This is a genomic window from Pseudomonas sp. QE6, from assembly GCF_041379005.1.
In the GTDB taxonomy this organism is placed as follows: domain Bacteria; phylum Pseudomonadota; class Gammaproteobacteria; order Pseudomonadales; family Pseudomonadaceae; genus Pseudomonas.
The window spans coordinates 505,607-524,004 of the sequence record NZ_CP166873.1; the positions used below are offsets into that span (position 1 = coordinate 505,607).

Annotated in this window: 15 protein-coding genes and 1 pseudogene; 3 read left to right on the forward strand and 13 right to left on the reverse strand. The window is 64.3% G+C overall.

The genetic code is table 11. From position 1 onward, the window contains the following. Positions 1 to 13 precede the first annotated feature (13 nt). The 5 genes from ACAW63_RS02280 to pip all read right to left on the reverse strand — a co-directional run bounded on the left by ACAW63_RS02280 (position 14) and on the right by pip (position 6,787). Complete coding sequence (locus ACAW63_RS02280) at positions 14 to 811, reverse strand: transporter substrate-binding domain-containing protein (RefSeq protein ID WP_371231387.1); 798 nt, start codon at positions 809 to 811, stop codon at positions 14 to 16. A gap of 237 nt (positions 812 to 1,048) precedes the next feature. Then, on the reverse strand, positions 1,049 to 3,625 hold the full coding sequence (gene mdoH / locus ACAW63_RS02285) for a glucans biosynthesis glucosyltransferase MdoH (protein WP_371231389.1): 2,577 nt from the start codon (positions 3,623 to 3,625) through the stop codon (positions 1,049 to 1,051). Beyond that, a complete protein-coding gene (locus tag ACAW63_RS02290; RefSeq protein ID WP_371231391.1) occupies positions 3,618 to 5,180 on the reverse strand; it encodes a glucan biosynthesis protein G in 1,563 nt (520 codons plus the stop codon). Before ACAW63_RS02290 ends, mdoH begins: the two co-directional genes overlap by 8 nt. A gap of 201 nt (positions 5,181 to 5,381) precedes the next feature. Then, positions 5,382 to 5,819, reverse strand: a complete 438-nt coding sequence (dtd, locus tag ACAW63_RS02295) for a D-aminoacyl-tRNA deacylase (RefSeq protein ID WP_207882060.1) — start codon at positions 5,817 to 5,819, stop codon at positions 5,382 to 5,384. Beyond that, entirely contained in the window at positions 5,816 to 6,787 is a 972-nt protein-coding gene (gene pip, locus ACAW63_RS02300; RefSeq protein ID WP_371231394.1) for a prolyl aminopeptidase, read from the reverse strand. The genes dtd and pip overlap by 4 nt, the downstream gene beginning before the upstream one ends. Positions 6,788 to 6,965: 178 nt before the next feature. On the opposite strand from pip, the gene ACAW63_RS02305 reads away from it, so the two are divergent. Then, complete coding sequence (locus ACAW63_RS02305) at positions 6,966 to 7,394, forward strand: hypothetical protein (RefSeq protein ID WP_371231396.1); 429 nt, start codon at positions 6,966 to 6,968, stop codon at positions 7,392 to 7,394. Next, positions 7,391 to 7,867, forward strand: a complete 477-nt coding sequence (locus tag ACAW63_RS02310; protein ID WP_371231398.1) for an NUDIX domain-containing protein — start codon at positions 7,391 to 7,393, stop codon at positions 7,865 to 7,867. The genes ACAW63_RS02305 and ACAW63_RS02310 overlap by 4 nt, the downstream gene beginning before the upstream one ends. Before the next feature lie 6 nt (positions 7,868 to 7,873). Here the strand turns inward: ACAW63_RS02310 and ACAW63_RS02315 are convergent, their stop codons facing one another. Genes ACAW63_RS02315 through ACAW63_RS02325 form a run of 3 tightly spaced genes read right to left on the reverse strand, consistent with a single transcriptional unit; the run spans position 7,874 to position 10,431 of the window. Next, entirely contained in the window at positions 7,874 to 8,773 is a 900-nt protein-coding gene (locus ACAW63_RS02315) for a transporter substrate-binding domain-containing protein (RefSeq protein ID WP_371231399.1), read from the reverse strand. 38 nt (positions 8,774 to 8,811) lie between these two features. Next, on the reverse strand, positions 8,812 to 9,162 hold the full coding sequence (locus ACAW63_RS02320) for a RidA family protein (protein ID WP_371231401.1): 351 nt from the start codon (positions 9,160 to 9,162) through the stop codon (positions 8,812 to 8,814). 24 nt (positions 9,163 to 9,186) lie between these two features. Beyond that, positions 9,187 to 10,431, reverse strand: a complete 1,245-nt coding sequence (locus ACAW63_RS02325; protein WP_371231403.1) for a D-amino acid dehydrogenase — start codon at positions 10,429 to 10,431, stop codon at positions 9,187 to 9,189. A 64-nt stretch (positions 10,432 to 10,495) separates the two neighbouring features. Between ACAW63_RS02325 and ACAW63_RS02330 the strand changes: the two are divergent. Continuing rightward, a pseudogene (locus ACAW63_RS02330) lies at positions 10,496 to 11,475 on the forward strand (LysR family transcriptional regulator). 54 nt (positions 11,476 to 11,529) lie between these two features. On the opposite strand, the gene ACAW63_RS02335 reads toward ACAW63_RS02330, so the two are convergent. The 5 genes from ACAW63_RS02335 to hutH all read right to left on the reverse strand — a co-directional run bounded on the left by ACAW63_RS02335 (position 11,530) and on the right by hutH (position 18,367). Next, on the reverse strand, positions 11,530 to 12,111 hold the full coding sequence (locus ACAW63_RS02335) for a hypothetical protein (RefSeq protein ID WP_371231405.1): 582 nt from the start codon (positions 12,109 to 12,111) through the stop codon (positions 11,530 to 11,532). Then, a complete protein-coding gene (locus ACAW63_RS02340; RefSeq protein WP_371231406.1) occupies positions 12,108 to 14,402 on the reverse strand; it encodes a M23 family metallopeptidase in 2,295 nt (764 codons plus the stop codon). The genes ACAW63_RS02335 and ACAW63_RS02340 overlap by 4 nt, the downstream gene beginning before the upstream one ends. A 324-nt stretch (positions 14,403 to 14,726) precedes the next feature. Further along, positions 14,727 to 15,530, reverse strand: a complete 804-nt coding sequence (hutG, locus tag ACAW63_RS02345) for an N-formylglutamate deformylase (RefSeq protein ID WP_371231408.1) — start codon at positions 15,528 to 15,530, stop codon at positions 14,727 to 14,729. A 111-nt stretch (positions 15,531 to 15,641) separates the two neighbouring features. After that, positions 15,642 to 16,838 carry an imidazolonepropionase gene (hutI, locus tag ACAW63_RS02350; RefSeq protein ID WP_371231410.1) on the reverse strand — a complete coding sequence of 399 codons (1,197 nt, stop codon included), beginning with the start codon at positions 16,836 to 16,838 and terminating at the stop codon, positions 15,642 to 15,644. Next, the gene (hutH, locus tag ACAW63_RS02355; protein WP_371231412.1) at positions 16,835 to 18,367 is read right to left on the reverse strand and encodes a histidine ammonia-lyase; all 1,533 of its coding nucleotides are present in this window, start codon (positions 18,365 to 18,367) and stop codon (positions 16,835 to 16,837) included. The genes hutI and hutH overlap by 4 nt, the downstream gene beginning before the upstream one ends. Between the last annotated feature and the right edge of the window lie 31 nt (positions 18,368 to 18,398).

Below are 18,398 nucleotides of genomic sequence, written 5' to 3' on the forward strand. Positions count from 1 at the left end.
CGTCAGACGCGGATTACTCCATGTCCTTCAGCCAGTCGGTGCTCTTGAACCACTTGTCATGCAGACGATCGTAGGTGCCGTCTTCGTGGATCTGCTTGAGGAAGTTGTTGATGAAGTTGATCGAGTCGTAATCACCCTTCTTCAGGCCGAAAGCCAGCGGCTCGTAGGTGAACGGCTGGTCCAGGAAGACCAGCTTGCCGGCGCCGAACTTGTTGACGGCCACGACGTTGTAGGGCGAGTCGTAGATGAAGGCATCGGCCTTGCCGTTGACCACGTCCATAACCGCCTCGGGCTCGTTGTCGAAGCCGTGGTACTGGGCCTTGGCGAGCTGCTTCTTGGCGACGAACTCGCCGGTGGTGCCGATCTTGGAGGTGATGCGGTACTTCGCATCGTTCAGGTCCTTGTAGGACTTGATGGTGCCTTCCAGGTCCTTGCGGATCAGCAGGGTCTGGCCAACCACGATGAAGGGATCGGAGAAGTTCAGGCGCAGGTTGCGTTCCTGGGTCAGGGTCATGCCCGAGCCGATCATGTCGAACTTGTCGGTCAGCAGGGCCGGGATGATGCCGTCGTAGCTGGTGGAAACCAGTTCCAGCTTGACGTTCATGGCCTTGGCCATGGCCTTGAGCAGGTCTACTTCGAAACCGACGATCTGACCGCGCTTGTTGGTCATCTCGAACGGCATGTAGGTCGGGTCCATGCCCACGCGCAAGGTGCCGCGCTTGGCCGCTTCATCGATGGCGCCTGCCTGCGCCGAGGCCACGCCCACCAGGGCGCAGACGCCCATGACCAGCGATGCCAGGTACTTTTTCATCCCCAAACTCCCAAGCAAATAGAAAGGTCTTCTTGTTGTTCCAGAAATCGAATCGCGCATCCATGACGGCGGGCAATACAGCGCACTGTGCATCGGAAGGGTGGGAAGCCTACCCCATGCGCCTGATATCTCAATCTTTTCTGGATAGCTGGCGCAGGGTACCAGCAGCGCCGCACGGGGAAAACAGGGAAACTCGCCAGCCGCCCTCGTCCACGGCGGGACGAGGGCGAGCGAACGTCAGGACTGCGCGGCGGGCAGCGTCAGCGCAGGCTGCTCGGCCACCGGCGCCAGCGGCACGGCCGGCGCGTGACTATCGGCCCGCAGCGACTGCTGCCACTGGCCGATCCACTGCTCCTTGTTGCCCTGCCAGAGCGCCAGGTGCAGGCGCGACAGCGCAACCGGATCGCTCAGCAGCGCCAGGCGCAGGCTGCCGTCCAGTTGCTCGGGGCTGGCCTCCAGCGCCTTCTGCACGCGCTCGGCGCGCATCGCCTCGATGGAGTCGGACTTGCCGTGGCGGGCCGTACCCATGGCGCAGGCCAGGGCATTGAGCACCGGGTCGACGGCGGCGCGGACGAAGCCGTCCTTCAGCGCCTGCCAGCGGTTCTGATAGGTGTACTCGTCGGTGGCACGCAGTTCGCGCGGGGTGTCGTATTCCTCGGGGATGAGGAACAGCTTTTCATCGCGCGAGGCCAGGCCCAGCTTGACCCGGCTGCTGATCACCGAGACCGGGATCGACAGCATCAGGGCGCCGACGATGGGCGACAGCCACCAGAGGAAGCGCGGGTTGAGCCAGGCCACCAGCAGCGCCCAGCACAGGCCCAGCAGGGTCTGCAGGCCATGGCGGCGGATCGCCTCGCTCCACGGGGTGTCGTCGTCGTCACGCTGCGGCGACTTCCACTGGGCTTCCCAGCCGAGGAACGCGGCCAGCACGAAGCGGGTGTGGAAGAGCATCCGCACCGGGGCGAGCAGCACGGAGAAGAGCATCTCCAGGAGCATGCTCAGGGTCACCTTGATCACGCCGCCGTAGCCCTTGGCGCCCTTGGCCCAGATCAGCATGACGCTGAGCAGCTTGGGCAGGAACAGCAGGGTCAGGGTGGTGGAGAACAGGGCGATGGCCTTTTCCGGGTGCCACTGCGGCCAGATCGGGAACAGCTGGCGCGGCTCCAGGAAGTACTGCGGCTCCATCAACTGGTGCACCGCCAGCAGCGCGGTGGACAGCACCAGGAAGAAGAACCACAGCGGCGCCGACAGGTAGGACATCACGCCGGTGAGAAACACCGCGCGGTGCACCGGGTGCATGCCCTTGACCAGGAACAGGCGGAAGTTCATCAGGTTGCCGTGGCACCAGCGGCGGTCGCGCTTGAGCTCGTCCAGCAGGTTGGGCGGCAATTCCTCGTAGCTGCCTTCCAGGTCGTAGGCGATCCACACGCCCCAGCCGGCGCGGCGCATCAGCGCGGCTTCGACGAAGTCGTGGGAGAGAATCGCACCGGCGAAGGAGCCCTTGCCCGGCAACGGCGCCAGGGCGCAGTGCTCGATGAAGGGCTTCATGCGGATGATCGCATTGTGGCCCCAGTAGTGCGACTCGCCCAGCTGCCAGAAGTGCAGGCCGGCGGTGAACAGCGGGCCGTACACGCGGGTGGCGAACTGCTGCATGCGCGCATACAGGGTGTCCATGCCCGACGCCTTGGGCGCGGTCTGGATGATGCCGGCCTCGGGGTTGGCCTCCATCAGGCGCACCAGCTTGGTCAGGCAGTCGCCGCTCATCACGCTGTCGGCGTCCATGACGACCATGTACTTGTACTGGCCGCCCCAACGACGGCAGAAGTCGTCGATGTTGCCGCTCTTGCGCTTCACCCGGCGCCGGCGGCGGCGGTAGAAGATGCGACCGAAGCCCTTGGCCTCGTTGCACAGCTCGATCCAGGCCTTTTCCTCGGCCACCGCGATGTCCGGCTGGTTGGTGTCGCTGAGCACGAAGAAGTCGAAGCGATCCAGCTCGCCGCTGGCCGCCACCGATTCGAAGGTCGCCCGCAGGCCGGCGAAGACCCGCGGCACATCCTCGTTGCAGATCGGCATGACGATCGCGGTACGCGCTTCCGGGGCGATCGGCTCGTTGCCGGCGCTGCTGCCGGAAATCCGGTAGCGGTCACGGCCGGTGAGCAGTTCCCAGAAGCCCATCAGGGCGGTCCAGAAGCCGGCGGACACCCAGCAGAAAAGGATGGCGAACAGCGTCAGCACGCCGAACTGGATCAGGTACGGCAGCACCTGCTCCAGGGTCTGCAGCCAGGTCTGGCGGTTGATCTCTTCCAGATCGACGAACGCCCAACCCTGGTACGGCAGGATGCCCTTCATGTAATAGGTGGCGACGCTGGTCTGGCCCAGCATCAGCAGCACCAGGATGAAACGGCGCCAGGAGCCGACCCGCTGCCAGCGCGCCTTGGGCAGGTCGCGAACCGGTCTGGACGGGTTGCTGCGCCCGGTGAGGCGACGCCAGCCGCGAATCAGCGGGTTGGTGCGCCAGGGTTCGGGAATGACCTTGGTGCGCTGGATCGGCGGCGCGGCCTTGAGGTAGGTACGGCCGTTGTCGTCCATACCCAGCATCCGGGCGTCGTCCAGCTCCTGGCCGTAGCCGTGGCGCAGGCGCGCCCCGACCGAGGCCAGCGCGACGTCGTCGCTCTGGGAATCATCGCCAGCGAGCTGCTCGTGCAGCTCGCTGAAGGACCCGGCCCGGGCCAGACGCTCACGCTCGGCCGCCGAAAGCGGCAGGTGCGCGAGGTAGTCGGCCACCGGCGCGGTGGTAGCGGTGGAGTTATTCATCGGCAGGCAGCTGGTAGCTCCAGGTTTCGGAAATGGTCTGGCCGCCATTCACCAGCGCGGCGCGCATTTCCGTCGGCTTCTTCGGATCCTTGACCTTGATCCGCAGGGTCAGACGCCAGCCCTGGGTCACCGGGTTGTAGCGCAGGTTGTTCTCCTTGACCTCGGCATTGTCGTCCGTGCTTACCTGAGTGCTCACCGGCGCATCACCGGCCAGCGCCTTCAGGGTCGGGCCGACGAAGTCGACGACCAGGGCAACGCTGCCGTCCGGCTGGCGGATCAGGTTCTTCTGCTTCACGTCACCCACGGAGCGCAGGGTCTGCATGACCCAGGAGGATTTCGGATCGTGCAGCGCCTCTTCGTCCCTGGTCCAGCGCATGCGGTAGGCGAAGTCAAGCGGCTCGCCGGCTTCGGGACGCTTCTCGGGATTCCAGAAGGCAACGATATTGTCGTTGGTTTCGTCCGGGGTGGGGATCTCCACCAGCTCGACGGTGCCCTTGCCCCAGTCACCCTGCGGCTCGACCCAGGCGGACGGGCGCAGGTCGTAGCGGTCGTCCAGGTCCTCGTAGCGGGAGAACTCGCGGCCGCGCTGCAGCAGGCCGAAGCCTTTCGGGTTCTCGACGCTGTAGGCGCTGACGGACAGGTGTTTGGGGTTGTTCAGCGGACGCCAGATCCACTCGTCGTTGCCGGCGTGGATCTGCAGGCCGGTGGAGTCATGCAGCTCCGGACGGAAGTTGTGCTCGGCGGACGGCTGGTTGGAGCCGAACAGGAACATGCTGGTCAGCGGCGCCAGGCCCAGCTTGGAAACCTTGTCGCGCAGGAAGACGCGCGCCTTCACATCGACCACGGTGTCGTTGCCCGGACGAATGATGAAGCGATAGGCACCGGTGGCCCGCGGCGAATCCAGCAGGGCGAAGATCACCAGGTGCTTGTCGGCAGGCTTGGGATGCTCGATCCAGAACTCGCGGAAGCGCGGGAACTCCTCACCGGACGGCAGCGCGGTGTCCATCGCCAGGCCACGGGCGGACAGGCCCCACCACTGGTCCTTGCCGATGATGCGGAAGTAGCTGGCGCCCAGGAAGGTGCCGATCTCGTCCTGTTTTTCCGGGGAATTGATCGGATAGAGGATGCGGAAGCCGGCGTAACCCAGGTCCTTGGTGGCATTGGCGTCGAATTTCAGCGTACCGAAGTCGAAACGCGAGGGATCGTACTTGATCTCCTTGACGCTGGTGGAGGTCACTTCGTTGATCTTCACCGGCGTGTCGAAATGCATGCCCTGGTGATAGAAGCTGATCTTGAAGGGGGTCTTGTCGCCAGCCCAGTAGGCCTTCTCGTTGCGGAAGCGGATCTGCTGGTAGTCAGCGAACTTCATTTCGCTGAATTCCGATGGCAGGTTGCTGGTCGGTGCGCTGTACTTTTCGCCCGCCAGCGACTTGGCCCGCTCGGCCACGTCATCAAGATTGAAAGCCCACGCCTGGCTGGTGCTCAACGCCACAAGAGCGGAACCGACCAGCACGCGCAGGAAGCCAAGAGGTTGTTGAACGGAACGGAAAATCACGAGTCCCCCTCGTCCGTGAACACAAAACTGATAAGGCCAGCAAAGGCGATGCCAATTTGCCGGCGATTGAATTCCGACCCCGGTGAGCCTGAATGATTCCCCGCTATTTTCCACGGGTACTTACGGCTCCCGGAGACGCATTGTTCTAGATGCATATGCCCTAACCATCATCCCACGGCGTTATGACAAGCTGCCGCGCGTTCAAGCCTCCAGAAGAAAGGTCACCGGCCCGTCATTGACCAGGTGGACCTGCATGTTGGCGCCGAAACGACCCGTGGCGACCAGCGGATGACGGGCTCGTGCCTGTTCCACGAGTAGATCGAACAACGCGGCGCCCCTTTCGGGTGGCGCCGCGCTGGAAAAGCTTGGCCGAAGCCCCTTGCGGGTGTCCGCGGCCAGGGTGAACTGCGAAACCAGCAACAAACCGCCACCGACATCGCTCAACGAAAGGTTCATTTTACCTTCATCGTCGCCAAACACTCGATAGTTAAGCAGCTTGTGCAACAAACGATTTACCGACTCCTCGCTGTCCTGCGGCTCGACGCCCACCAGGACCAGCAGGCCGTGATCGATGGAACCGACCACTTCACCCTCGACTTCGACGCGGGCGCCACGCACCCGCTGGATCAAACCCTTCATTCAGCCTCCGGCGGGAGGTTCAGCAGGCGGCGGCCGATTTCATTGGTCGCACGCACCAGCGCATCGGTGATTCCCGCCTCGCTGGCCGCGTGGCCGGCATCGCGGACGATCTGCAGTTCGCTGTTGGGCCAGGCCTTGTGCAGTGCCCAGGCGTTGTCCAGCGGACAGACCACGTCGTAGCGGCCGTGGACGATCACGCCCGGCAGGTGGGCGATCTTGTGCATGTCGCGCAGCAGCTGGTCCGGCTCCAGGAAGCCGCGGTTGACGAAGTAGTGGTTCTCGATGCGGGCAATGGACAGCGCGCGATGCGGGTCGGAGAAGCGATCGACCACCGCCGGGTTCGGCCGCAGCGTGGCGGTGCGCCCTTCCCAGGTGGACCAGGCGCGGGCGGCGTGCATCTGGGCGATCTGGTCGGGCCCGGTCAGGCGGCGATGGAAGGCGTTCACCAGGTCGTCCTGCTCGTCTGCCGGGATCGGCGCCAGGTAGTCCTCCCAGTAATCGGGGAACAGGCGGCTCGCGCCTTCCTGGTAGAACCAGTGGATCTCCTGCGGGCGGCACAGGAAGATGCCGCGCACGATCAGCGCCAGCACGCGCTCGGGATGGGCCTGGGCGTAGGCCAGCGACAGGGTCGAGCCCCAGGAGCCGCCGAACAGCACCCACTTGTCGATGCCCAGCTGCTCGCGGATGCGTTCGATGTCCTGCACCAGGTGCCAGGTGGTGTTGTTCTCCAGGCTCGCGTAGGGCGTGGAGCGACCGCAGCCGCGCTGGTCGAAGGTGACGATGCGGTAGATGTTGGGATCGAAGAAGCGGCGCGACATGGCATCGCACCCGGAGCCCGGGCCGCCATGGATGAACAGAACCGGCAATCCATCGGGCGAACCGCTTTCGTCCACATAAAGGACGTGCGGCTCTTCGACGGCCAGTTCATGGCGGGCGTAAGGCTTGATTTCCGGATACAAAGATTGCATGGCTCGCTCCTGGATCAGTGCATACGGTCGCTCCCGGGCCAGTAACCATCCTAGGGCCTGCACCGACTTGTCGAAAGTCGCATTGCCGTAGCGCGATCTCTATCAAAGGTCTTCGGCGCCCACGGTGTCGGGCATGATACTCGGGCCAGCGAAAAACCCATAAGGGAGTTAGTGCGCCATGCCACGGAAGTTGTTTCTTTCTCTGATATTGCTGCTGGTGGCGTTGACCGGTTGCGGTCGCGAGGACCCTCGTGTGCAACTCGACGCCGCCGTCAAGCAATTGCAGGACAATCTGGAAGCCAAGAATAGCGGGGCGGTGATGGATCAGCTGCATGCCGACTTCCGCGCCAACGGCGAGTTCGACCGCGACTGGGCGCGGCGCACCATGACGCTGATGTTCCTGCGCCATCAGCAGGTCAAGGTGATAGTCCTTTCCAGCGACAGCCAGCTCGACCCGACCTACTCCAGCCGCGGCCGCACCCAGGCCCAGGTCGCCCTCACCGGCGCCGAGAACCTGATTCCCGACAGCGCCGCGCACTACGCTGTGAAGCTGGAATGGTGGCGCGAAGGCTCCGACTGGAAACTGGCGAGGCTCGACTGGCAATGACTTCCCCCCTGCAACACCGCATCCGCGCCGCCGGCCTGCTGGTGCGCGACGAACACATCCTGCTGGTGCGCCACGAGGTGGCCGGGGACGTGTACTGGATTCCACCGGGCGGCGGCTTCGAGTCGGACAAGGACGAATCCACCCGCGACACGGTGCGTCGCGAGTGCCGGGAGGAAACCGGGCTGGCGGTCGAGGTGGGCCCGCTGGTGTACGTGCGCGAGTTCGCCGAACCGGTGGCCGGGCGCTTTCACATGGAGCTGTTCTACCGCGTCGATGCCTGGGACGGCCGGGTCAGCCTGGACAACCTGCGCGGTCTGGGTGGCGACGAGTTCGATATCCGCGAAGTCGCCTGGGTGCCGCGCGCGCAGCTGCCGCACCTGCCCTCCTTCTACCCCGCCGAATTGCTCGACGACGTCTGGGAACGCCTGGCCGAGGCGCAGCCGACGATCCGCCACCTCGGCCTGCAGCGCTGACCAGGGTTACTGCACGGGCTCGCTGGTCGGCTTGGCGATGATCGCCTGCAGCTCGGCGGTCATGGGGAATTCCAGGTTGAGGTTCTTCGGCGGGATCGGCTGCTCGAACCAACGCTGATAGATGCCCTTGATCTCGCCGGAGGCGTACAGATCGGCCAGCGCCTGGTTGACCAGGGCGAGGAACTGCGGATCGTCCTTGCGCACCATGCAGGCATAGATCTCCCGCGATTGCGGCTCGCCCACCACCACCCACTGGTGCGGGTCACGGGCCTTGGCCTTCTCGCCGTAGAGCAAGGCGTCATCCATATAGAAAGCCACCGCGCGGCCGGACTGCAGCATGAGGAAGGCTTCGCCGTGGTCCTTGGCGCTGACCACGTTCATACCCAGCTTGTGTTCGGCGTTGTAGGCCTTGAGGTAGCGCTCGTTGGTGGTACCGGCGGTGGTCACCACGTTCTTGCCCTTGAGGTCGGCAAAGTCGTGGATGCCGCTGTCCCTGGCGGTCAGCAACTGGCCCTTCACATAGATGAAGCCGTAGGAGAAGGCGACCTGCTTCATGCGCTCGGCGGTGACGCCGGTGGAGCCGCATTCCAGATCCACGGTGCCGTTCTGCACCAGGGGGATGCGCGTCTGCGAGGTCACCAGGTTGTACTTCACCTTGAGGTCGGGCTTGTCCAGCTTCTGCTTCAGGCGCTCGACCACCTTGCCGGCCAGGTCCACCGAGTAGCCCATGGGCTGGCCACTGTTGTCGCCCAGGTAGGAGAACGGCACCGAGGCATCGCGATAACCCAGGGTTATCGTGCCGCGCTCGGCCACTTTCTTCAGCGTGCCGTCCAGTGCCTCCTCGGCCTGCGCCAGCGCGCAGACCAGGCTGGACGCCGCCAATATTCCCAGAGCAATGCATTTCATGGGTTCGATCCTTCTTGTTGTTGTGAATTGGTTGAGATTCAGGGCCGCGCGGCAATTACGGTGATTTCCACCAACACAGACGGCCGCGCCAGCAGCGCCTGCACCGTGGTGCGGGTCGGCGCGCAGCCTTCCGGCAGCCAGGCAGACCACTCGCCGTTCATGGCTTCGAAGTCGCTGGCGATGTCCTTCAGATAGATCGTGGCGCTCAAGATATTCGTCTTGTCGCTGCCGGCCTCGGCCAGCAGCGCGTCGATCTTCGCCAGCACTTCGCGGGTCTGGCCCTGGATATCGATGGCCTGTCCGGGCACCTGTCCGGAGAGGAATACCAGCGAGCCGAAGACCATGGCGCCGGAAAGGCGGTCGTTGGTGGCGATGCGGGTGAGTTGCATGGTGAGTCTCCCTATTCGATGCAGTCAGCCGGCCAGGCGCTCAGGCGTCAGGCCGGTAGTGTCGAAGCCAGGACAATGCCCGGCGATCTGCGCGGCGACCAGTTGCCCACTGCCGCAGGCCAGGGTGAAGCCCAACGCGCCGTGGCCAAGATTCAGCCACAGTCCACGCGGCCCGCAGGCGCCCACCAATGGCACGCCGGTAGGCGTGGCCGGGCGCATGCCGGCCCATTCGATAGTCGCGCCGTAGTCGCAGGCATCCGGCAGGGTATCCATCGCCTGCTGGCGGATCAGCGCCAGCCGCTTAGGCTCCAGGCGCGGGTCGAAGCCGACGATGTCGACCATGGCGGCGATGCGCAGGCGGTCGCCGATGCGCGCGTAGACCACCTTGCGGTCGTAGTCGGTAAGGCTCACGTCAGGGGCGTGGTCGTCCGTGCGGATCGGCGCGGTCAGGCTGTAGCCCTTGAGCGGATAGAGCGGCAGGCGCGGCCCGTCCGGCAGCAACGCGGCGCTGCGGTAGCCGGCGGCGAGCACGACGTGATCGGCCTCGAAGCTCTCGCCGCCCGCCTCCACACCCGCCACGGCGCCGTTTCGGAGGACCAGCCGCGAAGCCGGATGCCCGTAGAGGATTCGGCAACGACCCGAGGCCTGGAGGCGCTCAGCCAGCCGCTGGCAGAATCGGAAGCAATCGGCGACCTCCTCGTCCGGCGTGTGGATGCCGCCCACGAAGGGCGCACGCTCCAGTGCCGGGTCAAGTTCGCGGCACTGCTGCGCCGAAAGCACGAATTGCACGGACGGATCGGACAGGTTCTGCCGTGCGCTGCGGAAGCTGCCTTCATCGCGGAAGGCCACCAGCTTGCCGTTGCGCCGCCAGTCGAAACCGTCCAGACCGTCTACTCGCCACTGCGCCAGCGTCGCCTGGCTGAACAACGCCAGGCGCAGAAGATGCTGCGCATTGGCCTGGTTCACCGAACGCCGGCAGGCCGCCGTGAACTCCATCAGCCAGCGCCACTGCGCCGGGTCCAGGCGCGGGCGCAGGCGCAGTGGCGAGTCCCCGCGCAGCAGCCAGCCCAGCGCCTGCTGCGGTACGCCGGCATCGGCCAGCGGCGCCACATAGCGGTAGGACAACTGGCCACCGTTGGCGAAGCTGGTTTCCAGCCCAGCCGCATCCCGCGCTTCCAGCACGGTGACGTCGAATCCTTCGAGGACCAGCGCCTGGGCGGTGGCCAGTCCGACCACGCCCGCGCCGATGATGCAAACCCGCTGTGCCATTTACGCCCCACCACCCGAGAGATTCCAGGCCTCGACCTTAGGGCCGGATGACAGGTGGCGAACAATGAATAAAGATGGGCAACCCATAACCTTGCGTTATACGCGTTCGTTATTCATACAAGGGGGAGGCCCATGCGCCTGCGCCATATCGAAGTGTTCCAGGCCATCCGCGAGACCGGCTCGATCAGCGGCGCCGCCCAGTTGCTGCACGTTTCCCAGCCGGCGGTGACCAAGGTGCTGCAGCACGCCGAGCAGCAGTTGGGCTTCCCGCTGTTCCTGCGCGTACGCGGAAAACTGCAGGCGACGCCCGAGGCGCTGGAGCTGGAGCGCGAGGTGGCCAAGGTCAGCGAAAGCCTGCAGGGCGTGCGCCGCCTGGCGCAGAGTCTGCGCCGGCAACCGGAATACCGCCTGCGGGTGGGCGCCACGCCGGCCATGGCGCTGTCGCTGCTGCCGCCGGTGATCCGCGAATGGACGGACCGCTACCCGCAAAGCAGCTGCGAACTGGCCACCCAGCATTCCCGGGAGCTGGTGCAGAACCTGCTGATGCGCGAACTGGACCTGGCGCTGACCCTGCAGCAGACCGACCACCCCGGCCTGCGCTCGCAGCCCATTGCCAGCGGCCCGCTGGTGGCCTTGGCGCCGAGCGGGCACTGGCCGGAAGAACGCCTGGGCAAACCCCTGACACTGGGCGAACTGGCAGGCGAACCGATGATCGGGTTGTCCACTTCCGACCCGCTTTCCGCACGCCTGGAAGGCCACCTGGCGAATATAGAACCGCCGCCGCGGGTGCGTATCGCCGTGCAGACCTACGCGCTGGCGCGCACGCTGGTGGAAGCCGGGACGGGACTGGCGCTGGTCGATCCCTTCACCGCGCTGGGCGCGGACGAGCGCCTGACGGTGCAACGCACCTTGTCGCCCACCGTGAAGGTGACCCTCTACGCCCTTACGCGCGCCGACGAAACCCCACCACACACCCAGGCGCTGCTCCTGGAGATGCTGGTGCGGCATGCCGAGTGGCAACTGGCACGGCATTGTCTTGAGTAGCTGATCGGTGGAGTTCCGCAGCGACTTACTCAATCTGCGCTAACTAATGCAGGGCTATTCAGTTGGCTCAAGGAACTTGATGCTCTTCAGCAACTCAAGGACTTTCGGCAAACTAGACTGTTGGGGATAGGCCACATAACCAACAGCCTGACTGGTTCCGCACAAGATTTGTTTCTGATTCGTGAGGCAAAAACCAATGCCTTGAACGCGCCTTTCCTCATCACCAGTAGTCTGATCATCGGTCGCCGCAGCACCTTCCAATCCATTGTTATCTAGAACATAGAGCTTTTGATTTAAGAGATTGCCAGGGTCACTTTTATTCGGGATCAAATACCACGTCCCATTGTGACGCCCTAACCCCATATCGGAGAAAGCCTTCCCCCCCTTAGAGCTATCACAATAGAATTCGATTGAGGTTTCAGTTGTGTGAGGAGTGTAAGGATTTGAGTTAAACCTATAAAATGCCATCTTTGGGGGGGAGTATCGGCTTACACGCAACTCCCCTCCATGTAAGTTTGATATCTTAAACCGACACCCATTAAATTCCACCTCACGCACAGCGTTCTCTGACAAGTCTGCACGAGCACCAGTGGTCACGCCGAACAGAATAATGGCAAAAAAACTAAGACGTTTCATAATTCTTTCCTTGGAATATAGGCTTCCGGCTGTTCGTTTTCCTGCCCATGGATATCAGTGAATCGAAGCCCCTCGGACAACACCATTAGCGCGCTAATGTATGCCTGATAGCGAGCCTGTATTCCATTGACCCCCGATATGGCGGAGGTGGTAGTCGTCGGACTCCCAAAGTTAACCGTAGCCGCTACCTGCCCAAATGGGATGCTGCTGTAATAGACAAACGTATCCGCTCCACTTACGACTTGCCTGACTATGGCAGGTGACTGATCTGCGAATGTCGCAGCCTTCGTCCAAGACCAATAAGCCGCTGCACTATAAGCTGCATCGATCGGATCACCTTCAACATCCTTTCTCCACTGGATCATTTCTGGTGTCAACCCCGAGAAATTGCTATCCCGCAGAGCGTTGTTGCTATGTTGCTGATGTGCCATCACCGCAGCATTTCGGAGTTGCTGCCGCAGAGCTTCACTGACAACACGCCCACGGAAGCGCCAGTACTTTATGTAGTTCTCGGCATGTGTAAGTTGTAGGAAACCACGCCCATCCCACGGGTAGTACCAAGCCCCTGAATTATCTTCATGCAGCTTGGCAAACCATTGAGTCTCTTGCATTGCATTACCGAAGAAGGCGGCGAGTCGCAGCGGAGAAGCAGCAATACCATGCATACGCAATGATTTATTGAGTTCAGGGCGACGCTCGTTCAATCGCGTCGCCGTCCGATCCGCAAGTCTGACAGGCTCCGACACCCACTGCCCATGTGCCTTACGCAATGCAGTCATCGGTAGCAGTTGAGTCAGTTCCGTCTGGCTCAGCCAACCACATTTCCGAAATGCCTCAATGAACTGCCGGGGCGGAAAGTGCCAATGGGTGCTCCCGATGCCATCCAGTGCAGCCTCCTCCCAGAACGCCAACGCCTTCTGATGAGCCTTCAACTTCTCGTAGCTCCGCACAGCGGCATCGTCGTTATGGAAAATCCTTGCCCACCAGCCATAGCGAGCATCAAAGCCCTCGTGGCGCCATTCCGTAGGGAACTTGAAGGCAAATCGCTTGAGGTACTGGTAGTGCTCGCCGAGCCTCACGACATTGCGTGCCTGCTCGATTTCATATCGCTCGCCCAACCAATCCTTTTCCTCGGCTGGCAGGCCGCCATAAGACGGGGAGTTGGCAATGGAGATTGCGTCCGTGCCGTCGGGGAAAAGGGGATCTTCATCCAGCTTCAACACCGCACGAACAATGGCCGACTGACAGTGCGAATCATCGTCGGTGTCATCGTCGACCAGTTGCCAGCCAAGCCAGTGAGGAAAGTCGGCGTCGCTGAAACAGGTCACGGTTGTGGCATTCAAGTTGACCCATGCAGGACCGCTGGGTAAGGAAATTTGCCGCCAATGGGCAGCTTGCGCGGGTCTCAAGGGATCCGGCCCGAGCACCCTGCCCCAGCGCAGCAACTCGTAACCGGCACTGGGGCAAGCCGGATAGCGGTCGCAGGCCGTTTGATAAAGCTCGTATTCAAAGTCTGTGACTTCCGCACGCTCACCCAGCACCTCACCGGCTTCCGCAATGGTGGTCAGCATGCATTGGCCTTTTGCATAGCGCAGTCGGATGAACAGGCTCTGCGCCGGCCTGGTAACAATGGCAGCTGTGGAGTTGTCCGAGCTGACCCAACTCGCGGGTCGCTGCTCGTAGCACAGGACCTCGGGGGGCAGATGGAAATGCGCATCGCCCCAGCAACTGTCCTTGCGTCCGTCGCTGCTCTGGTGGTCCAGCTTGGCGCTGGTACGCCCAATCAATGAGGCGGCTTCAGCGGCGATGATCTCGAAATGAATCTTTGCCGTACCCGGCTCCCTGATGGACCCAGCCTGCCCCAGCTCATCCTTTCGGTAGATCTTCCCACCCACCACTGGGTCGCTCAGTTTGATCGTCGAAAGGTGCTGGTACACGGAGAAGAACACGACATGTGCGGTATCACCTTCACCTATTTCGGTTTCATGGCGAAGCACGATGCAGCCGTCGTCGGTCCAGGCACCGCCGTAGTTGAGCGCATGGTTCTCGTCGCTGCTGCGCGCGGTTGGTTGACGTACGTACGCCAAGGTACCGTCGGCGACTGCTCGAACAGGTAGTGGCGCCCCACTTTCCATTGGCGCGGTCAGATGGACGCCACCGTGCCAGTTCAGGTCATAGCTGACCGGAAAGCCGCCATTGCCGGGAATACCTTCCAGCATCGCGCGGTCGAGGTAAGCGCTATCCGGTTCGCCCGGATTGGAGGTTGGAAGAAACGGAGGGCTGATGATCATCGGGAGTCGTCATCCTTGATGGCAGCGAGTCAGGTCGGGGTCCGAACCTAGCACTCACCTGCATCGCGGCTACCGGGGGATATGATCGATCAGAACTTTCGACAAAATATGGGGATAGTTCCCGTGCATGACTCTACGGAGCACTGTCAGCCGGCATTCTGTGGCCTCCTCGCCCCCAAGCCTTGCGGCTGAAGATGCTGGCGCAGCTCCGCTTCGAATGAAAAGACAGCCCCCTGCCGGAACGGGATAAGCGCCGCCGGGATGCGTGGACCGACGGCGCCGCGCCGACAAATTCCCGCTCCGGCAGGAGACTGCGTAAAACGGTCAGCGCCCGTAGTGCTCGCGGCCCCAGGCGATGAAGGTTTCCAGCATGCGCCGGAGCACCCGTGCGGTGGGGGCGGCCAGGTCTTCGCGGTAGCCGAAGGGCGCCTGCTCATCCATGTAGTTGCACTGCGCGAGCTCCAGCTGCACCGCGTGCACGTTGTCCTGCGGCTGGCCGTACTGGCGGGTGATGTGCCCACCCTTGAAGCGGCCGTTGAGGATGTGCCGATAGGCCGGGGCGTCGGCGCAGACGGCGACCAGTCGCTCGGCCAGCTCCGCATCGCAGCTCGCGCCGCTGTTGGTGCCGATGTTGAAGTCCGGCAGCTTGCCGTCGAACAGGTGCGGGATCACCGAGGCGATCGAGTGGGCATCCCACAGCAGCGCGTAGCCGAACTCGGCCTTCAGGCGCGCCAGCTCGTCGGCGAGGGTGCGGTGGTAGGGCGTCCAGACTTCGGCGAGATAACGCGCGCGCTCCTCGGCCGACGGCGCCTGGCCGTCCTTGAACAGCGGGCGGCCGTCGAACAGGGTGTCCGGGTAGAGGCCGGTGGTGGCGGTGCTGTACAGCGGCTTGTCGTCGGCCGGGCGGTTGAGGTCGATGACGTAGCGCGAGTAATTGGCGGCCAGGGTGCTGGCGCCCAACTCTTCGGCGAAGGCGTAGAGCCTGGGAATATGCCAGTCGGTATCGGCCAGTTCGCGGGCTTCGTCGACCAGGCCGTTTTCCACTGCCGGCGTCAGGCGGATGCCCGGGTGCGGCATGCTGACCAGCAGCGGCACGCGGCCGCGTTTGAATTCGAGAACGTTGTCCATGGGGCTATCTCCAAACCGGGCGAAGACGAACCTGTAGGAGCGAGCTTGCTCGCGAACAGCCCCGCTGCGGGGTTGGGTTCGCGAGCAAGCTCGCTCCTACAAAGAGCAACATCACAGCTCTTCGCCGTGACGAATGACGCGCTTGGGCAGGTCGCCGCCGAGCCAGTAGGCGAGTTCGGCGGGACGCTGGATGTCCCAGGCGATGAAGTCGGCGACCTTGCCCGCTTCCAGGCTGCCGTGGCTGTCGGCCATGCCCAGTGCGCGCGCGGCGTTGAGGGTGACGCCGGCCAGCGCTTCTTCCGGCGTCATGCGGAACGCGGTGCAGGCCATGTTCATCATCAGGCGCAGGGACAGCGCGGGTGAGGTGCCGGGGTTGAGGTCGCTGGCGATGGCGATGTTCACGCCGTGCTTGCGCAGAGCGTCCATCGGCGGCAGTTGGGTTTCACGCAGGACGAAGAAGGCGCCCGGCAACAGCACCGCAACGGTGCCGGCCTCGGCCATGGCGATGGCGTCGCTTTCGTCCATGAATTCGAGGTGGTCGGCGGACAGCGCGCCGTAGCGCGCGGCCAGGCTGGAGCCGTGCAGCGAGGACAGCTGTTCGGCGTGCAGTTTCACCGGCAGGCCCAGGCGCTGGGCGGCCTGGAACACCCGCTCGACCTGCGCCGGGGAGAACGCCAGGTGTTCGCAGAAGGCGTCCACCGCGTCCACCAGCCCTTCCTCGGCCAGTGCCGGGAGGATGTGGGTGCAGATCCGGTCGATGTACTCATCGGCGCGGCCGGCGTATTCCGGGGGTAGCGCATGGGCCGACAGGCAGGTGGTGCGCACGGTCACCGGCAGTTCCTGCTCCAGCCGGCGGGCCACGCGCAGCATGCGGCGCTCGCTTTCCAGATCCAGGCCGTAGCCGGATTTCACTTCCAGCACGGTCACGCCATCGGCCAGCAGTGGGCGCGCGCGCTTGATGGCGCTGGCCAGCAGCTCGTCCTCGCTGGCCTCGCGGGTGGCGCGCACGGTGCTGGCAATGCCGCCACCGGCGGCGGCGATCTCGGCATAGCTGACGCCGTTCAGGCGCTGCTCGAACTCGCCGCTGCGGTCGCCGCCGAACACCAGGTGAGTATGGCAGTCGATGAAGCCGGGCGTGACCCAGGCGCCGCCGAGATCGGTGCTCTGCACCGGACGCTCGGGCAATTCGGCGCGCGGGCCGATCCAGGCGATGCGCTCGCCTTCGGTGATGATCGCGGCGTCCTCGATGATCGAGTAGCGCCCGTCCTTCATGGTCGCGGCGTGACAGTGCTGCCAGAGGTGTTTCATTGCAGTCTCCCGATACTCGCACCCACGCTGTGCAAGGCCGCCGGGTTGGCCAGCAGCTCGGCGGCGCGGGCGATGTCCGGCGCCAGCCAGCGGTCGCTGTCATAGGCCGGGACCTGCTCGCGCAGCAGGCTCCAGGCGCAGTCGGTGCCGGCGCCGAAGCGCTGCGGCTTGAGGAATTCGAAGGCCTGGGCGGCCAGCAGGTATTCGATGGCGAGGATGCGCCGGCTGTTGTCCAGGGCACGGCCGAGCTTGAGTGCGGCGCTGGTGCCCAGGCTCAGGTGGTCTTCCTGCAGGCCGGAGGTGACGAAGTTGTCCAGCACGGCGGGTTGCGCCAGCTGGCGGTTCTCGCCGGCCAGGGAGGCGGCCACGTACTGGGCGATCATCATCCCGGAGTTGACGCCCGGCTGGCTGACCAGGAAGGCCGGCAGGCCGCTGACCAGCGGATTCACCAGGCGGTCCAGCCGGCGCTCGGAAACCCCGCCCAGCTCGGCCACGGCGATCGCCAGCAGGTCGGCGGCCATGGCCACGGATTCGCCGTGGGGGTTGGCCTGCGACACCACCCGGTAGTCATCCGGCGTGCCCAGCACCAGCGGGTTGTCGGTGGCGGAATTGAGTTCGGTCTCGATCTGCTTCGCCGCATGCTCCAGCTGGTCGCGACAGGCGCCATGGATCTGCGGCATGGAGCGGATGCTCAGGGCGTCCTGGGTGCGGATACCCTTGTTGCTGGCAATCACTTCGCTGCCTTCGAGCAGCGCGCGCAGGTTGGCGCCGACCTTCTGCATGCCCGGGTGCGGCTTGAGCGCGATGATCTCCGCGTCGAAGGCGTCGATCTGCCCGCGCAAGGCTTCGAAGCTCATGGCGCCGATCACGTCGGCCCACTGCGCGAGGCGGGTCGCCTCGTCGAGGGCGAGGCAGCTCAGGCCGGTCATGCACGGCGTGCCGTTGACCAGGCAGAGCCCGTCCTTGGCGCCCAGCTGCACCGGCTCCAGGCCTTCGGCGGCCAGGGCGCGGGCAGCGGGAACGACTTCGCCGCGGTAGCTCACGTCACCGATGCCCAGCAGCGCCACGCCGACGTGGGCCATGTGGGTCAGGTAGCCCACCGAGCCCTGCGCCGGCACACGCGGGGTGATGCCGTGGTTCAGCAGCGCCAGCAGCGCTTCCACCACGCGGCGGTGCAGGCCGGATTTGCCGTGGCTGTAGTTGGCAATGGCGGCGGCGATGATCGCGCGGGTCTGTTCGTCCTTGAGCGGCTCGCCCACGCCGCAGGCATGGCTGAGCAGGGTATTGCGCGACAGCTGCGCCAGTTGCTCGCCCTGCAGCACCACGTTGCACAGCGCACCCAGGCCGGTGCTGATGCCATAGGCCCGCTCCCCCCGGCTGACGATGCGTTCGACGATGCCGTGGGCGTTGTCGATGCGTGCCCAGGCGGCCGTCGACAATTGCAGGCGTGCACCCCGGCGCGCCACCGCGACCAGGTCCTGCCAGCGCAGCGGGCCGTTGCCGAAGGTGATGGTGGAAGAGGACGACATGCGGAACTCCTGTAGGCGGGGAAGCCCCCTT